This window comes from Leifsonia xyli (assembly GCA_001647635.1).
GTDB classification, from domain to species: Bacteria; Actinomycetota; Actinomycetes; order Actinomycetales; family Microbacteriaceae; genus Leifsonia; species Leifsonia xyli_A.
In genome coordinates, this window is record CP014761.1 from 1,784,922 (window position 1) to 1,803,966 (window position 19,045).

The window sequence follows — 19,045 nt, forward strand, 5'->3', positions numbered from 1 at the left end:
AGCACCCGATGGGCGACATCTTCATGCCCTGGTACGACGTGTGGATACTCCCGTGGGAGTCCGACCTGTGGACGATTTCACACCACGCTGGGCAGCGCACCGCTGTCGAAATACGGCACCGGCTCGTTCGCGGCCACCGCCCACGCGCGCGCCAGGGCGCCGAACGCACGGTCGTACTCCTGCTCCGAGTAGGTGATCGGGATGCGCAGGAAGCGCTCGAACGCGCCATCGATGCCGAAGCGGGGCCCGGCGGCGATGAGCAGACCGTGGCTCCGCGCCGCGAGCGCGAGGGCCGAGCTGACCGGCGCGCCGATCCCCACCCACGCCGTCATGCCGCCGTGCTGGACGGGCACCGTCCAGTCGGGGAATGTCTCCGCGACGAGCCGGCGCACGATCGCGCGTCCCTCCCGCAGCTGCTCCCGCCGCTCCTCCGCGATCTGCTCGAGCTGCGGGATCATGCGCGCGACGACGAGCTGCTCGATGATCGGCGTGCCCAGGTCGCTCGCCGGCTTCGCCCCGATCAGTCGCTGGACGTGGGCGCGGTCGGCGCGGATCCACCCGATCCGCAGGCCGCCCCAGAGCGTCTTGCTCGCGGACCCGATCATGATGATCGGCGCCGGCGGGGAGGCCGGGTCGGCGTACCGCGGCATGGGCAGGTAGTCGCCGACACGGTCGATGTCGAGCTCGGCGGTGGTCTCGTCGGCGACGACGATCGCGCCATGACCGGCGGCGGCGGCGAGCACCCGCTGCCGCGTGCCCGGGGACATGGTGGCGCCGGTCGGGTTGTGGAAGTCCGGGATGAGGTAGGCCAGCGCCGGGTTGGCGCGGCGGAACGTCTGCTCGATCGCGTCCGCGTCCCATCCGTCGGGCTCGTCGCCGAGACGGTGCGGACCCTCCTCGGGCGCCGTCACCGTGATGGGCACGAGCCGCGCCCCGGCCAGCCGCATCGCCTCGATCGCGTGCGGGTAGGTCGGCACCTCGATCACGACGCGGTCGCCGCGCTGCAGGAACGTCCGCGCGATCAGCGCGATGGCCTGCTGGGCGCCCACGGTGACGAGGATCTGCTCGGGCTCGGTGGGCAGGCCGCGACGCGTGTAGCGGTCCGCGATCTCCTCCCGCAGGTGCGGGAGCCCGACCGGGTCGTAGCCGGGGTCGGGCAGGAACCGCGGCAGGTCGTCGGCGGCGGCGCGCGCCGCCGCCGCCAGGGTGGAGGCGGCGGGCAGCGACGCCTTGGTGAAGTCGAGCATCCCCTCGCCGGCGACCGCCGGGAGTGGGAGGGTGCGGCCGGGCAGCCGGGTGACGCTGCCGGACCCGCGCACGCTGTCGACGAAACCGCCCTCGCGCAGCTGGCGGTAGGCGGCGGCCACGGTGGTGCGGCTGAGCTCGAGGCGGCCGGCGAGGTCGCGCTCGGCGGGCAACCGGGTGCCGATCGGGATGCGGCCGTCGAGCACCAGGAGCCGGATGCGGTCGGCGAGCGCCTGGTACCCGGCCGCGGAGGTGCGCCACGACCCCAGGAGCTGCTCGAGGGATCGGGCGGTGAGCTGGACTTCCGACATGGAGGCCACTTTAGGTGAATTGGCATCTTGCCGCCAGTCCAATCGTTGCGATTGGATTGCAGCCATGACCACCCGACTCCTTCTCACCCGGCGCCTCGTGCAGCTGCTGATCGGCCTGTTCCTCTACGGGATCGCCATCGCGCTCATGGTCCGGGGTGGGATCGGGCTGTCGCCGTGGGATGTGCTCGCGCAGGGCGTCTCGCTCAAGACGGGCATCCCGTTCGGCTTCGTCACCAACATGATCGGGCTGGTCGTGCTGGCGTTCTGGATCCCGCTCCGCCAGCGCCCGGGACTCGGGACGGTGCTCAACGTGCTGCTCGTCGGCCCCAGCGCGCAGCTGGGCCTCGACCTCCTCCCGCAGCAGACGGAGCTGTGGGCGCAGGTGCTGTTCTTCGCCGCCGGTCTCGCATTGCTGGCCGTGGCGACCGGCCTCTACATCGGCCCGCGTCTCGGCCCGGGGCCGCGCGACGGGCTGATGACCGGACTGCACGCGCGCACCGGGCGTCCGATCTGGATGGTGCGCACCGCCATCGAGGTGACCGTGCTGATCATCGGGTGGATTCTCGGCGGGAACGTGGGCATCGGGACGCTTGCGTTCGCGTTGCTGGTGGGCCCGCTGTGCAGCCTCACCCTCCCCTTCTTCGCGATCCGGCTCCCGCAGGACGCTGCAACGGCTGCGCCGCTGGAGAGCGAGCTCGAGGGAACGGCCGAGCAGTCGGCCGGCCTCGAGGAGGAGCAGGATGCCGTCCGTTTCGACGTGCGCGACGGCATCCTGCTCGAATCCGACCGGGCCGCGCACCAGCGCACGCAGCGCTCCGACGACCCGCTCGTGCGGGCCCCGCAGCCGGACCGCGCCGCCCCGTCCCCGCGCGAAGCGACCTCGACCCGTCCGTCTCGTACCGTGGCCGCCCACTGGCTCGACGACCGCATCACCCGCCGCCCGCGCCACCCCTAGGCGAGGTGGGCGGCGGCGTAGGCGCGCAGGGCGTCGCGGACGAAGGCGGCACCCTCGCGGCCGCCGTAGTTGGCGGCGAAGCGGTCGTCGGCGACGTACATCTCGCCGAGGCCGGTCAGGTACGCGGCGACGGGAGCGCCCGTGCCGTAGCCGGGCGTGCCGGGGATGCCGGCCAGCCACTCCGCGTGACGGCGAGCCAAGGCCTGCGCCTCGTCCGAGTCGGGGGCGATGCCCGACGCGGCCGCGGCCTGCCAGTCCCGCGCCAGCTGCTCCTGACGCTGCTGCCACTCCCGCCGCTCCTCCGGCGTCTTGCTGCGCCACCACCGGTCGGACGCCGCGTACGCATCCTTCCCCCAGCGCTGCTCGACCTCCTCCTTGTACTGCGTGTGATCGAACCCGTCGAACATCTTCTCGGCCACGATCTCCTCTCCTTCCTCCACTGCGTGGATCGTCGACTCGACCGACGCGATCTGCCGCGCCAGCCGTTCCCGCTCCGCCTGTAACCACGCGAGGTGGTCGCGCAGGGCGGGGACCGCATCCGTCCGGTCGTCGAGCACGCGGCCGATGGCGTCGAGGCCGAGGCCGAGCTCGCGGAGCAGGAGGATGCGCTGCAGCCGCACAAGGGAGTCGCGGTCGTAGTACCGGTAGCCGTTGCCGCCGACCCGGCTCGGACGGAGCAGCCCGACGGCGTCGTAGTGGCGCAGCGTGCGGCTGGTGGTGCCGGCGATCCGCGCGATGTCCTGGATGGACCAGTCCATGTCGTCCTCCTCTCCTGCGGTGCGGAATCCACGCTAGGAGTTGACGTTACGTCAAGGTCAAGCGCCTCGGACAGTCCCGGATAGAGTGGCCCGGTGACAGGCATCCGCTCGACCGTCCGCGTCGCCCCCGGCATCCTCTTCGTCGAGGGCCCGCTGTCGAATTGGACCGTCTTCACCGGGAACGGCGCCGTCGAACTCGTCGACTGCGGCTACCCCGCCGACCTGCCGCTGGTGGAGGAGTCCATCCGTCGGGCGGGCGCCGACCCCGCCGACCTGCGCCGCATCCTCATCACCCACGGCCACTCCGACCACCTGGGCGGGAGCGCGCGCTTCGCCGAGCGCGGCGTCGTCGTGGCCACGACGACGGCCGAGCTGCCGAACGTGCGACGAGACGTCACCGAGCAGGTCACGATCCGCGACCTGCTGCCGTCCGTCCTCAAGCGCGGCACCGTCCGCTGGGCGATCGCCGCGGTGCGCGCGGGCGGTCTCGGCGATGTGGGCGTCCCTTCCGCCGTCGCGTTCGAGGGCGATGAGGTGCGCCTCAGCACCGGCCACATCCTGCAGCTGCTCGCAGCGCCCGGCCACACGACCGGGAGCGCCTGCTTCATCGAGCCCGAGTCGCGCTCGCTGCTCTCCGGTGACGCGATCGTCGGCGGGCATCCCCTGCTGCGCGACAGCGGGGAGCTGCAGCAGCTGCCCGCCTTCTTCCAGCACGACGCCGACGAGGCGGCACGCAGCGCCCAGCGGCTCGTGCTGTGCGACGTCGACCGGGTGCTGCCCGGCCATGGTCCGATCGTGGAGCTGGCCCGCGCCTAGCGCTTGGCGCGCGCCGGCACCTTCTTCTGCGCCGAGCCCGAGCCGACGGTCTCGGCCGACGGCTGCGCCTCCGGCTCGGGGATCGTCGAGGCGACCTGCTCCGCGGTCTGCGCCGGCGCGTCCATCGTGATCGGCACCTCGTGGATGTGGATGCGCGTGTGCGCCTTCGACGCCGGCACCAGCGGCCGCCGTGCGACGGGGCGCACCGGCTCGCCGCGGCGGTCCTGGCCGGGGAGCGGGCGCGACCGGCGCCCGTAGATCAGCGACGAGGAGTCGAGCAGCCAGGGCACCAGCGCGACCGTGACGCCGTGGCACAGCATGAGCTGCTTGCTGATGCGGCGGGCACGGTGGTTGTGCAGGATGGTCTCCCACCAGTGCCCCACGATGTACTGCGGCAGGTAGACGGTGACGACCTCGGAGCCGTGCTCCTCGCGCCGGTGCTTGAGATACTTCACCAGCGGCACGCCGAAGTCGCGGTACGGCGACTCGATGATCGTGAGCGGCACGTGGATGTTCTGCTCGATCCACTGGCGCTGCAGCTTCTGGGTCGCCTCCTCCTCGATCGAGACGTGGACCGCCTCGATGGAGTCGTGCCGCGCCGCGATCGCGTAGTCCAGCGCCTTCAGTGCCGGCTTCTGCATCTTGCCGATGAGCACGATCGCGTGGTCGCCGACGCTGCCGAACGTGGTGATCGGGTCGACCTCGATCTCCTTCTCGACATCGCGGTAGTACCGGTTCACGCCGAGCATGAGGAACCAGAGGATCGGCATGAAGATGAAGACGAGGTACGCGCCGTGCGTGAACTTCGTGATCGTGACGACGATGAGCACGATCGCCGTCAGGCACGCGCCGAACGCGTTGATGCAGAGCGACCGGATGATGCCGGTGCGCTCCCGTCCGGTCTGGCCGCCGGACCGCAGCAGCGTGATCCAGTGCTTCACCATCCCGGACTGGCCGAGGGTGAACGAGACGAAGACGCCGATGATGTAGAGCTGGATGAGCTGGGTCAGGTTGGCCTGATAGACGACCAGCAGCACGGTCGCGGCCAGAGCCAGGATGATCATGCCGTTCGAGTAGACCAGGCGGTCGCCGCGGGTGTTGAGCGCCTTCGGGGCGTACGAGTCGCGGGCGAGCACCGAGCCGAGCAGCGGGAAGCCGTTGAAGGCGGTGTTCGCCGCGAGCAGCAGCACGACGGCGGTCGCGGCCTGCACCAGGAAGAAGAAGAACGTGTTGTTGCCGAAGGTGGCTGCGGCGATCTGCGCGATCAGGCTGCGCTGCGGCTGCGTGGCGCACTGCGCCCAGCCCTGCAGGTCGCAGGGGTTCTCGGCGTAGTGGACGCCGCTGATCAGCGCGGTCGCGGTCAGCCCGGCGAACAGCGTGATGGCGATGCCGCCCATGAGGCCCAGAGTGACCCGGGCGTTCCGGATCTTCGGGGTGCGGAACGCGGGCACGCCGTTGGCGACGGCCTCGACACCTGTCAGGGCCGAGCATCCACTGGAGAACGCGCGGAGGAGCAGCAGCACGACCGCGGCCTGGGTCAGCGAGTCGGCGTGCACCTGGTAGCCGGCGGACTCGGCGACGGGGGCGTCGCCGAAGACCGTGCGGACGAGGGCGGTGACGATCATCAGCGCGATGCTGCCGATGAAGATGTACGTCGGGAGGGCGAACGCCTTGGACGACTCGCGCACGCCGCGCAGGTTGACCGCGGCGATGATGACGACGCAGAGAATGGCCAGCTCGACGCGCCACGGCGCGAGGAACGGCAATGCCGAGATCACGTTGTCGACGCCCGACGCGACGGACACCGCGACGGTGAGCACGTAGTCCACGAGCAGCGCAGAGGCGACGACCAGCCCGGCCTTCTCGCCGAGGTTCTTGTGCGCCACCTCGTAGTCGCCGCCGCCCGACGGGTACGCCTTGACCAGCTGGCGGTAGCTCAGGACGACGGTGATGAGCAGGACGACGACGGCCGCGGCGACCCACGGGGCGAAGGTGAGGAACGCCAGCCCGCCGAGCAGCAGGATCATCAGCAGCTCCTGCGGGGCGTAGGCCACGCTGGAGAGGGCGTCGGAGGCGAAGATGGGTAGGGCGAGGTGCTTCGGGAGCAGCTGTCCTTCGAGCTTTTCGCTCGGAAGCGGGTCGCCGATCAACCAGCGCTTCGGGGATCTCCCCTCATTTGTCACGAGGTGCGAGCATACTCGCTGGCAATGCACTGTCAAGTCGGCGCGTCGCGCGCCGGTGAGCCGCCCGATCTGCAAACACTGGGCCTGCACCGCGCGGAGGGGCGCCGCCCGCGATTTCTCGCGGCGCGGCGACCGGAAGGGCTGCTGCTGGGAGCCGGATGAGCGTTCGCTGACTCTTCCCCGAAACGGTCGGATGCGGTCAACGTCCGGCCAGCGCCTCCGCGACCGCGCGGCGGACCCGGTCGAGCTCGCCCTTCAGGAACGGGACGGCATCCTCCGGGAGCGCGCCGCGCGCCGCGTACGACCGCAGGTCGGTCCGCAGCTCCTGCCGGAACTCGTTGAGCGCCGCCTCCGCGTCGCGGACGGCCGCGTTGCCGGCCATCCGCGCATCCCGATCGGCGTCGCGCGCCTCCTGGCGCGGGTCGACGCGGGAGGCGTTCCGCTTCGCCTCGCGGGCTGCCGACGCGAGTTCGGCGCGCAGCGTGCGCATGGCGTCGTTGACGCCCGCGCGCACCTCGTCGGCGAGACGGCGCACCGAATCCGTGACCTCGTCCTCGATCGCGTCGAGCTCCGGACGACGCGCGGCCAGCTCGGCGCGGCCGGCGTCCGTGATGGCGTAGACGGTCTTGCGGCCCTCGGTGGTCTTGGTGACCAGGCCCTCCTCCTCCAGCTTCGCCAGCCGGGGGTAGATGGTGCCGGCGCTCGGGCTGTAGGTGCCCCCGAACCGGTCGGTGAGCGCCTGGATGAGCTCGTAGCCGTGCCGCGGAGACTCGTCGAGCAGGCTGAGCAGGTACAGCCGGAGGCTGCCGTGCGAGAAGACGGGACTCACGCCGTCGCCTCCTGGGCTCCAGCGCTCTGCGTGGTCGCCGCGCTGCGGAGCACGGCGGCGTCGCCCGAGACGGAGTTGACGCTGATCTCGACCCAGGTGCCGTTGAGCGAGCCGGACGTTCCGGTGTACCCCCGACCCATGCCGCCGACGACGGTCATGTTGTCGAGCTGCACCTTGCCCGACACCGTGTCCACGCGGTAGCGCGCGCCGACGGCCTCGGGGATGCGGATGGTCGTGTCCCCCGACACGGTGTTCACACTGATCTCGTCCGGCGTGCCGGTGACGTCGATCATGACGTCGGCGGAGACGCCCGCCGCGGAGAACCGGTGGATGGCGCCGGTCGCGGTCACATCACCCGAGACGGTGTGCGCGACGATGCGTCCGGTGTGGTCGCGGACCGACAGCTCGCCGCTGACCGAGTTGAGCTCGATGTCGCCAGTGAGCCCGTCGGCGACGACGTCGCCGTTGACCGTGCTCAACCTGGCGTCGGTGGAGAGGCCCGAGACGAGGGCGGTCGCGGAGACGACGCCGAACTTGAGCTCCACGTCGCGCGGGACGAGCACGCTGATCTCGGCCTTGGCGCTCGACCGCATCGACTTGAACACCTCGATGAAGTTGTCCCAGCGCAGCTGCGGGTGATCGATCTCGAGGCGGTCGCCGTCGATGACGATCTTCAGGTCGCGCCCGGCGACCGAGTGGACCTCGATCCGCGCGCCCGGCTCGTCGTGCCCGACGATGTCGACCTGGCCGCCGAGCAGTCCGACCTTGAGGGTGCGGACGATCTCCACGTCGATGGTGCGGCTCTCGCCCGGCTGGATCAGCCACTTCTCCTGTGCCATGTCCTGATGCTCCTTGTTCTCCGGTCCGTGCCGGGACCGTCGGTGACTCGCGTTATATCGCGACTGTTGACGTGAATCACGATATATCGCGAATTCGACTCGCACAAGCAGCGCCGGCAGGAATCAGGGTCTGCTCAGGGAGGACCCCGAGTGGATGCGCCTCAGCGCTTGAGCCAGGGTTGCAGCATCCGGGTGACGAACGGCAGCAGCACATACGTCATGGTCGGCGTCAGGCACAGCGTGCTGATCAGCACCGTGGCGAGGGGCCACAGCGTGTGCCAGCCGGGGACGAAGGTGACCGTCAGGTAGGTGAACAGGAGCGACAGCGGGAAGAAGCCGAGCCAGATAGTCACCGCCTGCTTCCACCGCGGCGGTGCGGCCGGGACGCCCGGCTGCGGCTCGTCGAACCAGCCCTCGATTCCCGTGCGCCGCTCGACGCGGGACACCTCGACGAGCTCGCGGCCCTCGTACAGCCAGTCGGCGCGGTCGTCCGAGGCCTCCCAGGCCTCCAGGGTCGCCGCGTCCGCGAAGCGGTACAGCATGTGCCAGTCATCGGAGTCGGCGTGGGCGCGCACCCATCCTGAGCCGAGGAAGCCCTCGTAGGTGTTCGCGAGGTTCACACCCGACTGCACCCAGCGGGTGACATCAGCCAGGCGACTGCCGTCGACGCGGCGGGTGATGGACACGGTGATCGGGAGGCGACGCGCTCGTGGCGCATCCAGCAGAGGCTCTTGTGGAGACATGCCTCCATTGTCTCCGGCCGGCGTTACAGGCGGATTTCGCCGGTCAACGCCCGCTGATGAGCGTCGGCCCCTCCCGGACCACGAGCCGCGGCGCCACCAGGCGGTGCCGTGGATCGGCGACCTCCTCGTCCGTCCGCACCCGGCCGCCGTGGGCGCCGGTGAGGAGTTCGAGGACGCCCGCGGCGACCTCGTCGAGCTGCTGCCCGACGCTCGAGAAGCCGAGCGACGCAGCGACCGGGGTGTCGTCGTAGCCGACGACCGGGATGCGGCCTCCGGTCGCCGTGAGCACGCCCAGGGCGAGCGAGTCGGACGCGCACACCACGCCCTCGATCGGGCCGGCGTCCGCCTCCAGGCGGCGGAATGCCTCTGCGCCGAACGGCACGACGTCCTCGACCGCGGCGTCGAGGCGGCGGAGCTCGTCCTCGGCGAGACCGCTGCCGCCTCGCATCGCATCGAGCCAGCCCGCCCGGCGGTCGTCGCCGGTGCCGGACCCGCTGGGCCAGCCGACGAACGCGATGCGGCGCAGCCCCTTTAAGAGGAGGTAGGAGGTCGCGTCCCGCACGCCGGCGCGGCCGTCCACATCCACCCAGAGGTGCTGCGGATCGGTCATGTCGTCGATGCCCCAGGGCCGCCCGAAGGTGACGAACGACTGTCCGTGCTCGATCAGCCACTCAGTGCGCGGGTCGCCGTGGAAGGTCGAGGTCAGCACGAAGGCGTCGACGTCGGCGGCGTCGGAGAGGCGGCGGAACTGCTCGATCTCGTCGTCGGGCCCGGACGCGGTGAACAGCAGCACGCGCAGACCCTGCCGGTCGGCCTGCTCGGTGAGCGCGTGCAGGAAGCGATCGAGGATGCTGCCGGAGATGCCGTCCTGCGTGATCGGATCGAGGCGGATGCCGATCGTCGAGCTCTTCTGGGTGCGCAGCCGGCGCGCGGAGGCGTGCGGCCGGTAGCCGAGCGTATGGATGGCCGCCTGGACGCGCTCCCGCGTCTCCGGGCGCACGAGTTCGGGTGCGTTGAGGACGTTGGAGACGGTCTGGCGGGAGACACCGGCGACGTCCGCGACATCGCTGACGGTGGGCTGCAGTCCCATCGCGCGCCTCCCCTCCTCGGCTGGATATGACCCTAGCGCTCCGCTTGACACCTTCGGAACAGCGCGGTTACTGTGGCACACATCCCGGTTTGATCGTTCAAAGTCACCGTAGCAGGTGCTGATTTGATCGTTCAAACATCGGGCGGAGACACCACGACGGACCAAAGGAGGTCGGATGCGGGCATCGCTGCAGCGCATCGTGATCTCCCCCACCAAGGAGAATCGAATGCGCAAAATCACACACCGCCGGCTCGCGGCCGGCGCCGTCGCAGCGGCGACAGCGCTCGCCCTGACCGCCTGCGGCTCCGGATTCGGCGGCAGCAGCAACGGGGGCGACTCCGGCAAGCTCACCTCGTCGGACAAGGCGCTCACCGTCATGATCGGCTCGTCCGGCGACGCCGAGACGAACGCGGTCAAGTCAGCGGTCAGCGACTGGTCGAAGAGCTCGGGCACCAAGGCGAGCGTCGTGGCGGCGAGCGACCTGAACCAGCAGCTCTCGCAGGGCTTCGCGGCGAAGAAGCCGGCGGACGTCTTCTACCTGTCGACCGACGCGCTCGCCGGGTACGCATCCAACGGCTCCCTGCTCGCATACGGCGACCAGCTCAGCAACAAGAGCGACTTCTACCCGAGCCTGGTCAAGTCCTTCACCTACGACGGCAAGTTCTACTGCGCGCCCAAGGACTTCTCGACCCTCCAGCTCGTGATCAACACCGACGCGTGGAAGGCCGCAGGGCTCACCGACGCCGACATCCCGAAGACCTGGGACCAGCTGGAGTCCGTCGCGAAGAAGCTGACCACCGGCAGCCAGGTCGGCCTCGGCATCTCCGGCGAGTACGCCCGAATCGGCTCGTTCATGGTCCAGGCCGGAGGCAACCTCATGAACGACGACAGCACCAAGGCGACGGCGAACAGCGACGCCAACGTGCAGGCGCTCGACGAGGTGAAGAAGATGCTCAACGGGGGCGAGCTCAAGTACGCCAAGGACCTCGGCGCAGGCTGGGGCGGCGAGGCGTTCGGCAAGGGCCTCGCGGCGATGACCATCGAGGGCAACTGGATCACCGGCGCTCTGAAGTCCGACTTCCCGAACATCAAGTACACGATCGCCGAGCTCCCGAAGGGACCGGCCGGCGCGGGCACCCTGCAGTTCACCAACTGCTGGGGCATCGCCGCCGACAGCCCCAACCAGGCCGCGGCGCTCAAGCTCGTGGAGAAGCTGACCAGCAAGGGCGACCAGCTCGCCTTCTCGAAGGCCTTCGGCCCGATGCCGTCGATCAAGTCGGCCGCCGACGAGTGGAAGTCGGCCAACCCCGACCTCGTCCCGTTCCTCAACGCCGCGGACTACGCCAAGGGCGTGCCGACCGCCAAGGGCTCGGCCGACGTCGTGACCGACCTCAACAGCAAGCTGGAGTCGCTGGCCACCGGCGACCCGAAGTCGATCCTCGACACCACGCAGAAGAACCTCGAAGCGCTGCTGAAGTAATTCCCTTCGACGGAGAAGAAGAAGAGTCATGTCTGCAACCACGAGTCGGCCTCGTCGCACCGGGATCCGGCGCGGCGAGGCCGCCTCGGGGTGGTTGTTCACCGCCCCGGTCATCCTGCTTCTCGGCGTGTTCCTCGTCATCCCGGTGCTCATGGCGCTGTGGGTGAGCTTCTCCGACTGGGGCGGCCGCGGCAGCCCCTTCTCGGCCGACGTGAAGTTCGTCGGGCTGCAGAACTACACGACGCTGCTGAGCGGCGGCGGCCTCGCCGAGCAGGACTTCGGCATGTCGCTCAAGAACAACGCCTGGTACGTGGTGCTCGTCGTGCCCATCCAGACCGCGGTGTCGCTCGGCCTCGCGGTGCTCGTGAACCGCGCCATCCTCCGTGGCCGCGGGTTCTTCCGCACCGCCTTCTACTTCCCGTCGGTCACCAGCTCGGTCGCGATCACCGTGCTGTGGCTGTTCCTGTTCAGCACGAGCGGCGCGGTCAACAAGGTGCTGTCGTGGTTCGGCATCCACGGGCCGAACTGGTTCAACGACCCGAGCGGCATCATCCACGACCTGCTCGCCGCCTTCGGCATCACGCAGGGCCCTGCCGCGCTGACCCAGAACACGGCGCTCGGCGTCTCGTGGTGGGACTGGCTCGGCGGTCCGTCGGTCGCCATGACGGCGTACATCATCATGGCCGTCTTCACGACGAGCGGCACCTTCATGCTGCTGTTCCTCGCGGCGCTGCAGAACCTCGGCGGCGACATCACCGAGGCCGCCGAGATGGATGGCGCGAACGCCTGGCAGCGCTTCTGGCGGATCACGCTCCCCCAACTCCGCCCGACGCTGTTCACCGTGCTGACCCTCGGCCTCATCGGGTGCTGGCAGGTGTTCGACCAGATCTACACGGGGACGCGGGGCGCGCCGGGCAAGACGACGCTGACGCCGGCGTACCTCTCTTATCAGACCTCGTTCGTGAACCAGTCGTGGGGTCAGGGCGCCGCGATCGCGTTCATCCTGTTCGTCATCATCGTGGTGTTCACCCTGTTCCAGCGCTGGGTGCTCCGCGAGCGGAAGGTGTCCAAGCGACGGATGCGGCTGTACCAGCCGGCGCTGGCCGCCGGCACGGCCGCGGGCGGGGCGCCGAGCAGCGTGCCGTCCACCGCCGACGAGACCGACCGGAAGGGAGCGCTCCGATGACCACGACCACAGCGCAGGACGCCGTCTCGATCTCCCCGCCGCCATCGGCTCCGCGACCCACCGGCCGCCGTCGCAGGTCGACCGGGACGATCGTCGCGACCTCGATCACCTACGCGATCCTCGTCGTGCTGGCCGTGATCTACATCATGCCGTTCCTCATCCAGCTCGCGACCTCGTTCAAAACGGACGCGGAGGCCTCGGCCAACCCGGTCTCGCTGATCCCGCAGACCTTCACCACCGCCGCCTACACGAAGCTGTTCCTCAACTCCGACTTCCCGGTCTGGTTCGGTAACACCGCGCTCGTGACCGTCTTCGTCACCGCCGGGCGGGTCTTCTTCGACTCGCTGGCGGGCTACGCGCTGGCGCGTCTGCACTTCCGCGGGCGGACCGTCGTGTTCGCCGCCCTCGTCGCCGTCATGTCGGTGCCGATGGTGGTGCTGCTGATCCCGAAGTTCCTGGTCATCAACCAGCTCGGCATGTACGACTCGTACACGGGCATGATCCTGCCCCTGCTGACGGACGCCGCGGGCGTCTTCATCATGAAGAACTTCTTCGAGTCGATCCCGGCGAGCGTCGAAGAGCAGGCGCGGATCGACGGAGCCGGGACGTTCCGCGTGTTCTGGTCGATCGTGCTCCCGATGGCGCGGCCGGCGCTCATCACGATCATCATCCTGTCGTTCCAAGGGTCGTGGAACGAGCTGGCGCACTTCATCGTGTCGACGCAGAGCCCGGCGCTCACCACTCTGACCAAGGGCGTGGCGGGACTCGCGAGCGGCCAGCTCAGCCAGGGGAGCCAATACCCGCTGAAGCTCGCTGCGGCGGCGATCATGACCATCCCGGTCGCGGTGCTGTTCTTCGTCTTCCAGCGGCGCATCATGAATTCGAGCGAAGGGGCGGTGAAGGAATGACGGCGAGCGAGCCGACCATCCTCGCCACGTGCGGCGGGCTGAACGCGGGAGGCTGGACGGACTCGGTCTACGGACCGCTGCTCCACCATGCGATCGCTCTAGCCGAGGTGCGCGGACGCGCGCCGCGGGTCACACACGTCAACACCGCCGGCGGCGATCAGCGGCACGTCGAAGGCGGTGAGCTGGAGGCGGCACGCGCTGCGGGCGTGGACGCGACGCACCTGCGGCTGTTCCCGCATCCGAACCTCCCGGATCTGCGTGACCACCTGCTGCGCCAGGACGTGATCTGGGTCAGCGGCGGCAGTCTCGTGAACCTGCTCGCCGTGTGGCGGGCGCACGGCGTGGACCGGCTGCTCGCCGAGGCGTGGCGGCGCGGCGTCGTGCTCGCCGGAGGGTCGGCGGGAGCGCTCTGCTGGCACGAAGGCGGGACGACGTCGTCCTACGGCCCGGGCATCTCCGCCGTCGCGGACGGGCTCGGGCTGGTGCCCGGCTCGCTCGCCGTGCACTATGACTCGGACCCGAGCCGCCGGCCGGCGCACCAGCGCGCGGTCGCCGACGGCATCCTGCCCGACGGCTACGCGCTCGACGAGGGGACTGGCGTGGTCTACCACGGCCACGAGCTCGTCGACATCGTGGCCGAGCGGCCCGGAGTCTCCGTCTGGCGCGTCGAGCGCGACGGGGACGGTGTGCGCGAGACCCGCATCCCGCCCCGGGTCCTCGACGAGGAGGCCGCCGCATGACCGCATCCCACCCCACGACCGACGCCCCTCCGGCGTCCCGGACCACCGTCACCGAACACGAAGGCACGACCCCCACGATGACCCAGCCCCTGCAGCCGCTCCTCCACGACAGCGTCGTGGTGCTCTCCGCACCGTCCCAGGCGTGGTCGGCCCCCGACGGGCGGATCGACGGTCACGGCATCCACGGGTTCTACCACTCCGACCTGCGGGTGCTCGACCGCATCCTGCTGACGGTCGGCGGTGCCGAGCCCGAGCACATCGCGACCTCGGGGTCGTCCGCGGCGGAGGCGGTGTTCACCTCGCTGGCCCGTGGGATCGACGATGCGACGGCGGATCCGCGGGTCCGCGTCGACCGCACCCGGACCGTGCGCGCGGGCGCGCTGGAGGAGAGGATCGTCCTGCGCAACGCGCTCGGCTCGTCCCTCCGCACGGTCGTGGCCGTCGCGCTGCGCGCGGACTTCTCGCCGATGCAGCAGATCAAGGCCGGGCTGAGCGGCAGCGAGCATCCGGTGTCGGTGTCGGCGGACGACACCTCCGGCGCCGTCCTGCGCAGCGGCCCGGTGTCGGCGCGGCTGTCCGCCCCGGACGCCGACGTGACGGTCGATGACGCCGCGATCACACTCCGGTGGGAGGTCGAGGTTCCGGCCCATGGCGAGATCGCCGTCGGCTGGAGCATCGAGGTGGCCGACCCGACCGCAGTGGTCGGCGGCGCTGCTCCGTCAGCGGAGTGGGAGGCGTTCACGGCCGAGACCGGCGACTCGCGTCTCGCGTCGTGGCTGCACCGCGCGCTGGCGGACCTGCAGGCGCTGCGCATGTCGACCGTCGAGCGCCCGGACGACGTCTTCCTCGCGGCCGGAGCGCCCTGGTTCTTCACACTGTTCGGCCGCGACTCGATCTGGGCGGCCCGGATGCTGCTGCCGCTCGGGCACGAGCTCGCCGCCTCCACACTCCGGGTGCTCGCGCACTTCCAGGGCACCGAGAACGTCGACGCGACCGCCGAGCAGCCCGGCAAGATCATGCACGAGCTGCGGCCGGCCGCCCTGACCATCCCCGGCGAGGGCGTCGTGCTCCCTCCTCTCTATTACGGCACCGTCGACGCGACCGCGCTCTGGGTGTGCCTGCTGCACGACGCGTGGAAGTGGGGCATGTCGCAGGACGAGGTGGAGGCGCTGCTGCCCCACCTGGAGGCGGCCCTGGCGTGGATGCGCGACTACGGCGACAGCGACGGCGACGGGTTCCTCGAATACGTCGACACGACCGGCCACGGACTCGCCAACCAGGGCTGGAAGGACTCCGGCGACTCCATCCAGTGGCGTGACGGCACGCTCGCCGAGGGGCCGATCGCCCTGTGCGAGGTGCAGGGCTACGCCTACGAGGCGGCGATCGGCGGTGCGGAGCTGCTCGACGCGTTCGGGCGCGACGGCGGCTCCGCCTGGCGCGAATGGGCGGCCGACCTGAAGGCGCGGTTCGCCTCCGCCTTCTGGATCGACGACCCGGCCGGGGCCTACCCCGCGGTCGCCTTGGATGCGTCCAAGCGCCGCGTCGACACGGTCACCAGCAACATCGGTCACCTGCTCGGGACGGGCATCCTCGACGAGCCGCAGGCCGAGCTCGTCGCGCGACGGCTGGTCTCGCCCGAGCTGTGCTCCGGTTACGGGCTGCGGACGATGTCGACCGACTCCGAGGGCTACTGGCCGCTCAGCTACCACGGCGGCTCCGTGTGGGCGCATGACACCGCGATAGCGGTGACCGGGCTGGTCCGGGACGGGTTCCGGGCGGAGGCGGCGCTGCTGGCCGACGGGCTGCTCGCCGCGGCGGACGGCTTCCGCTACCGGATGCCGGAGCTGCACTCCGGCGACCCGGCGAGCGAGACGTCGGCGCCCATCCCGTATCCGGCGGCGTGCCGTCCGCAGGCGTGGTCGGCGGCCGCCGCGGTCGCGGTCCTGAGCGCGCGGCTCGGCCTGCAGGCGGATGCGCCGGCGGGCACGTTCAGCGTCGACCCCGACCCGGCCGCCGGCTCCATCCGCGTCCGCGGCCTCCGCTTTGCGGGCGAGCCGCGCGACGTGACCGCCTGACGCGCCGCCGCAATTGCGGCGTCACGGAACGTCTGTAGCGGCTCGCGCAGCCGCAGTTGATCCGAGACGCCGCAGTCCGCGGAGGCGGCCGCTAGAGCTGCGCCATGATCTGGCGGGCGATGATGCGGCCCGCCCGGTTGGCGCCGATGGTGGATGCCTGCGGTCCATACCCGGCGAGGAATATGCGCGAGTCCTGCCAGGACGCGCCCGACGCGACCGTGAGTCCGCCCGCTTTCTCGCGCAGCCGCAGCGGCGCGAGATGGCGGAGCTCGGGGCGGAAGCCCGTCGCCCAGATGATCGCGTCCGCCTGGCTGAAGGAGCCGTCGGGCCAGCGCACGCCGTCCGCCTCGATGCGGGAGAACATCCCGCGCTCGACGAGGACGCCGCGCTCGATGCCCGCCGCGATCCGGCGCGTTCGGGGCACGCCCGTGCCGCTGACGATCGACGGGAGCGCCTGTCCGTTGCGTGCGGCGGCGTCCTGCATCGCGACGGCGGCGACGCCGCCCTCGATGGTGAGCTCGGACTCGTCGCGGAAGTCGACCGGACGCCGGGTGGCCCAGGTCAGTGAGGCCGCGACCTCCTCGAGCTCGAGCAGGAACCCGATCGCGCTCGTCCCGCCGCCCACGACGACGACCGACTGGCCCGCGAACTCCTGCGCAGAGATGTACGACGAGGTGTGCACCTGCCGGCCGCGGAAGTCGTTGACGCCCGGGTAGTACGGGACGAACGGAGCGCCCCACGTGCCCGTCGCGTTGACGACGATGCGCGTCGCGGTCTCGCCCGCGGTGTGCTGCACGATGAGGTCCGCCCCGCGGTCGAACACGCTCGTCACGGTGACGGGACGCTGCACGTCGAGTCCGAAATGCTCCTCGTAACGGCGGTAGTACCCGGCGACGATGTCGCGCGCCGGGAGGGTCCGATCCGCGGTGTCGAAGCTCAGGCCGAGCTCGGCCATCCCGGGAAGATCGTGGACGTGGTGAGCGCTGCCGAGCTTGAGCGCGTCCCATCGGTGCTGCCATGCGCCACCGGTGATCGGACCGCGGTCGTAGATGATGAAATCGACACCGGGAGTGAGCTCGAAACGGCGCAGGTAGTACGCGACCGCGAGACCGGCCTGGCCTGCGCCGATCACCACCACCTGGGTGTCGGTCCTGGTCGTGCTCACGCGCTCATCCCATCACTTCTCGCTGTGCGCGAACTCGGGGTCCCGTGGGGGCCGCATGCTAAACTGCATCCTAGTTTTCATTGTTTCTATCGGATTCCCGAGCGAGTCTCTCGCACGGGCTGGGACCAAAAGGGGGTCACGCATGGGGCGCGGCCGTCAAAAAGCGAAGCACACCAAGATCGCTCGCGAGTTGAAGTCGTTCAGTCCGAACGTGAACTACGACGCGCTGGAGCGCGAGCTGACCGGCCACTCCCACGGCGAAAGCGACCCGTACGACAAGTGGGCCGAGTACGCGACCGACGACGAGGTCGAGTACGAGGACGAGGACGAAGAGACCGGCACCACGCCGAAGCGCGCGTAGCGCCTCCCGTCCCTCCGAGCGCGATGCGCTCGCATCGCCCTGCGTGACGCGCGGACTCATCCCACGCGTGCGGTACGGAGCGCGGCCGCCCGGACGAGTCTGACGACGCCGCCGACCCCTCCGGCGGTGATCAGGATGCCGCCCACGAGCATGGCCAGGTCCTGAGCCGCGTTGACGGTCGCCGTCACGGCCGGGGTCGTCGGGTCATCCGGAGGCAGTGCCGACGAGATCGCCGCGGCGCCGGCCGGGCCGCTGCCTGCGCTGTTCGGGGCGGCGGCCGTCGCGACCGCGGGGACGGCAGGGAGGCGGATCGTCGCCGACGCCGTGGTGACGGCGGTGGATGCGCGCTGCAGCAGCACGAAGAAGCTCGCCGCGGACGACCCCGCCGCGCGGGCAGGCAGGGAGATGCGGAGCGTGGTGCTGGACTGCCCGTCCAGGAGCGCCACGGTCGTGGCGACGGGCGTGTAGTCGGCGCCGGCCAGCGCCGTGCCGTCGGCCGTCATCACGTCGACGGCGGCGTCGCCCTGCGCCGACGGGCGGGAGATCGTGACGAGGACGCTCGTGCTGCCGGCGACGACGGAGTCGGCCGCGACGGCGAGCGGGGCCCCGGCGGCGACTCCGGTGAAGGCTGCGGTGCCGGTGGAAGCGAGGAGGCCGGAGCCGGTGGCGGGCGTATACGTCGCCTTGACCGTGTGCGGACCGGGCGCGGCCACGGGCAGCCTCGCGCGGGCGACGCCGACGGCCGAGACCGGCACGGTGACCTCAGGCCCGCTGTCGAGCGCGAACGAGACGGTGCCGGTGGAGGGGGCGCTGAGCAGGAGGCGTCCGACCGTCGCCGTGACCTCGGCCGTGCCCGCGGCTGCAACCTGGGTCGGCGCGCTGACGCTGACGGCCGTGGCGGCGGTGCAGGCGGGTGCGGCGTCGAAGCGCGCCTCGGTCGCGCCGAGCCGCCACGCCAGGTCGGGCTCGGCGGCCGCATCGACGGTCAGCAGCCACACGCCGTGGTGCTCCCCCGGCTCGAAGCTCGACGGCTGGCCGCGGTCGGCAGCGCCCCCGGTGATGTCGTTCGCGCCGGAGCCTGGGACGACGGTGACGGCGTCGGCGGCCGACGAACGGTACCCGAGCACGACGGTGCGCGAGGTGACGGCGCCGAGGGGCGCATCCTGAACGCAGTCGACGAGCGGGACGAGAGCGTTGGGGGCGGCGGGAGGCGGGGCCGACGTCGCCAGCGCGGGGGCCGCGCCCAGCAGCCCCCGAAGGCCGCGAGAGCCACGGAGCACGCCAGGCGAAGTCGGGCGTGCGATCGGCTCACACGCGCCACTCTAGCGGGGTCGCGGGCCGATCCGCTCCGACCAAAAAGG

17 protein-coding genes are annotated in these 19,045 nt (G+C 70.8%); 8 read left to right on the forward strand and 9 right to left on the reverse strand.

Features of this window, described 5'->3' with window-relative positions:
- Positions 1-77: 77 nt before the first annotated feature.
- A complete protein-coding gene (locus A0130_08765) occupies positions 78-1,556 on the reverse strand; it encodes a GntR family transcriptional regulator (protein ID ANF33362.1) in 1,479 nt (492 codons plus the stop codon).
- 64 nt (positions 1,557-1,620) lie between these two features.
- Here A0130_08765 and A0130_08770 point away from each other — a divergent pair, with 64 nt between their 5' ends.
- Positions 1,621-2,511, forward strand: coding sequence for a hypothetical protein (locus A0130_08770; GenBank protein ANF31750.1), 891 nt, complete (start codon positions 1,621-1,623; stop codon positions 2,509-2,511).
- Here A0130_08770 and A0130_08775 read toward each other — a convergent pair.
- Positions 2,508-3,269, reverse strand: a complete 762-nt coding sequence (locus A0130_08775; protein ANF31751.1) for a MerR family transcriptional regulator — start codon at positions 3,267-3,269, stop codon at positions 2,508-2,510. The genes A0130_08770 and A0130_08775 overlap by 4 nt on opposite strands.
- 93 nt (positions 3,270-3,362) lie before the next feature.
- On the opposite strand from A0130_08775, the gene A0130_08780 reads away from it, so the two are divergent.
- A complete protein-coding gene (locus A0130_08780; GenBank protein ANF31752.1) occupies positions 3,363-4,085 on the forward strand; it encodes a hypothetical protein in 723 nt (240 codons plus the stop codon).
- On the opposite strand, the gene A0130_08785 is transcribed toward A0130_08780, so the two are convergent.
- From A0130_08785 to A0130_08805, 5 genes are all read right to left on the reverse strand, one after another.
- Positions 4,082-6,235, reverse strand: a complete 2,154-nt coding sequence (locus A0130_08785; GenBank protein ANF31753.1) for a DNA-binding protein — start codon at positions 6,233-6,235, stop codon at positions 4,082-4,084. The two genes, A0130_08780 and A0130_08785, sit on opposite strands and share 4 nt — an antisense overlap.
- Before the next feature lie 232 nt (positions 6,236-6,467).
- Positions 6,468-7,097 carry a PadR family transcriptional regulator gene (locus tag A0130_08790; protein ANF31754.1) on the reverse strand — a complete coding sequence of 210 codons (630 nt, stop codon included), beginning with the start codon at positions 7,095-7,097 and terminating at the stop codon, positions 6,468-6,470.
- Positions 7,094-7,936: a hypothetical protein gene (locus tag A0130_08795; protein ID ANF31755.1), complete on the reverse strand. Its 843-nt coding sequence runs from the start codon at positions 7,934-7,936 to the stop codon at positions 7,094-7,096. Before A0130_08795 ends, A0130_08790 begins: the two co-directional genes overlap by 4 nt.
- A 161-nt stretch (positions 7,937-8,097) precedes the next feature.
- Entirely contained in the window at positions 8,098-8,679 is a 582-nt protein-coding gene (locus A0130_08800; protein ID ANF31756.1) for an antibiotic biosynthesis monooxygenase, read from the reverse strand.
- A gap of 43 nt (positions 8,680-8,722) precedes the next feature.
- Positions 8,723-9,769: a transcriptional regulator gene (locus A0130_08805; protein ID ANF31757.1), complete on the reverse strand. Its 1,047-nt coding sequence runs from the start codon at positions 9,767-9,769 to the stop codon at positions 8,723-8,725.
- A gap of 226 nt (positions 9,770-9,995) precedes the next feature.
- Here A0130_08805 and A0130_08810 point away from each other — a divergent pair, with 226 nt between their 5' ends.
- The 5 genes from A0130_08810 to A0130_08830 all read left to right on the forward strand — a co-directional run bounded on the left by A0130_08810 (position 9,996) and on the right by A0130_08830 (position 16,158).
- Positions 9,996-11,249 carry a sugar ABC transporter substrate-binding protein gene (locus A0130_08810; protein ID ANF33363.1) on the forward strand — a complete coding sequence of 418 codons (1,254 nt, stop codon included), beginning with the start codon at positions 9,996-9,998 and terminating at the stop codon, positions 11,247-11,249.
- 28 nt (positions 11,250-11,277) lie between these two features.
- Positions 11,278-12,435, forward strand: coding sequence for an ABC transporter permease (locus A0130_08815; protein ID ANF31758.1), 1,158 nt, complete (start codon positions 11,278-11,280; stop codon positions 12,433-12,435).
- Entirely contained in the window at positions 12,432-13,343 is a 912-nt protein-coding gene (locus A0130_08820) for an ABC transporter permease (GenBank protein ANF31759.1), read from the forward strand. Before A0130_08815 ends, A0130_08820 begins: the two co-directional genes overlap by 4 nt.
- Positions 13,340-14,083 (forward strand): peptidase E, encoded by a 744-nt coding sequence (locus A0130_08825; GenBank protein ANF31760.1) that lies wholly within the window; start codon positions 13,340-13,342, stop codon positions 14,081-14,083. The genes A0130_08820 and A0130_08825 overlap by 4 nt, the downstream gene beginning before the upstream one ends.
- 77 nt (positions 14,084-14,160) lie before the next feature.
- Entirely contained in the window at positions 14,161-16,158 is a 1,998-nt protein-coding gene (locus A0130_08830) for an amylo-alpha-1,6-glucosidase (GenBank protein ID ANF33364.1), read from the forward strand.
- A 91-nt stretch (positions 16,159-16,249) separates the two neighbouring features.
- On the opposite strand, the gene A0130_08835 is transcribed toward A0130_08830, so the two are convergent.
- Positions 16,250-17,323 carry a pyridine nucleotide-disulfide oxidoreductase gene (locus A0130_08835; protein ANF31761.1) on the reverse strand — a complete coding sequence of 358 codons (1,074 nt, stop codon included), beginning with the start codon at positions 17,321-17,323 and terminating at the stop codon, positions 16,250-16,252.
- Between the two features lie 142 nt (positions 17,324-17,465).
- Between A0130_08835 and A0130_08840 the strand changes: the two genes are divergently transcribed.
- Positions 17,466-17,684, forward strand: a complete 219-nt coding sequence (locus A0130_08840; protein ID ANF31762.1) for a hypothetical protein — start codon at positions 17,466-17,468, stop codon at positions 17,682-17,684.
- Positions 17,685-17,740: 56 nt separating this feature from the next.
- Here A0130_08840 and A0130_08845 read toward each other — a convergent pair whose 3' ends face one another.
- Positions 17,741-18,964 (reverse strand): hypothetical protein, encoded by a 1,224-nt coding sequence (locus A0130_08845; GenBank protein ANF31763.1) that lies wholly within the window; start codon positions 18,962-18,964, stop codon positions 17,741-17,743.
- Positions 18,965-19,045 lie beyond the last annotated feature (81 nt).

Bases quoted from the DNA above. Each gene is read 5' to 3' on its own strand.
- A0130_08765 (ANF33362.1), bottom strand. From the start codon at position 1,556: ATGTCGGAAGTCCAGCTCACCGCCCGATCCCTCGAGCAGCTCCTGGGG.
- A0130_08770 (ANF31750.1), top strand. From the start codon at position 1,621: ATGACCACCCGACTCCTTCTCACCCGGCGCCTCGTGCAGCTGCTGATC.
- A0130_08775 (ANF31751.1), bottom strand. From the start codon at position 3,269: ATGGACTGGTCCATCCAGGACATCGCGCGGATCGCCGGCACCACCAGC.
- A0130_08795 (ANF31755.1), bottom strand. From the start codon at position 7,936: ATGGCACAGGAGAAGTGGCTGATCCAGCCGGGCGAGAGCCGCACCATC.
- A0130_08800 (ANF31756.1), bottom strand. From the start codon at position 8,679: ATGTCTCCACAAGAGCCTCTGCTGGATGCGCCACGAGCGCGTCGCCTC.
- A0130_08805 (ANF31757.1), bottom strand. From the start codon at position 9,769: ATGGGACTGCAGCCCACCGTCAGCGATGTCGCGGACGTCGCCGGTGTC.
- A0130_08810 (ANF33363.1), top strand. From the start codon at position 9,996: ATGCGCAAAATCACACACCGCCGGCTCGCGGCCGGCGCCGTCGCAGCG.
- A0130_08815 (ANF31758.1), top strand. From the start codon at position 11,278: ATGTCTGCAACCACGAGTCGGCCTCGTCGCACCGGGATCCGGCGCGGC.
- A0130_08820 (ANF31759.1), top strand. From the start codon at position 12,432: ATGACCACGACCACAGCGCAGGACGCCGTCTCGATCTCCCCGCCGCCA.
- A0130_08825 (ANF31760.1), top strand. From the start codon at position 13,340: ATGACGGCGAGCGAGCCGACCATCCTCGCCACGTGCGGCGGGCTGAAC.
- A0130_08830 (ANF33364.1), top strand. From the start codon at position 14,161: ATGACCCAGCCCCTGCAGCCGCTCCTCCACGACAGCGTCGTGGTGCTC.
- A0130_08840 (ANF31762.1), top strand. From the start codon at position 17,466: ATGGGGCGCGGCCGTCAAAAAGCGAAGCACACCAAGATCGCTCGCGAG.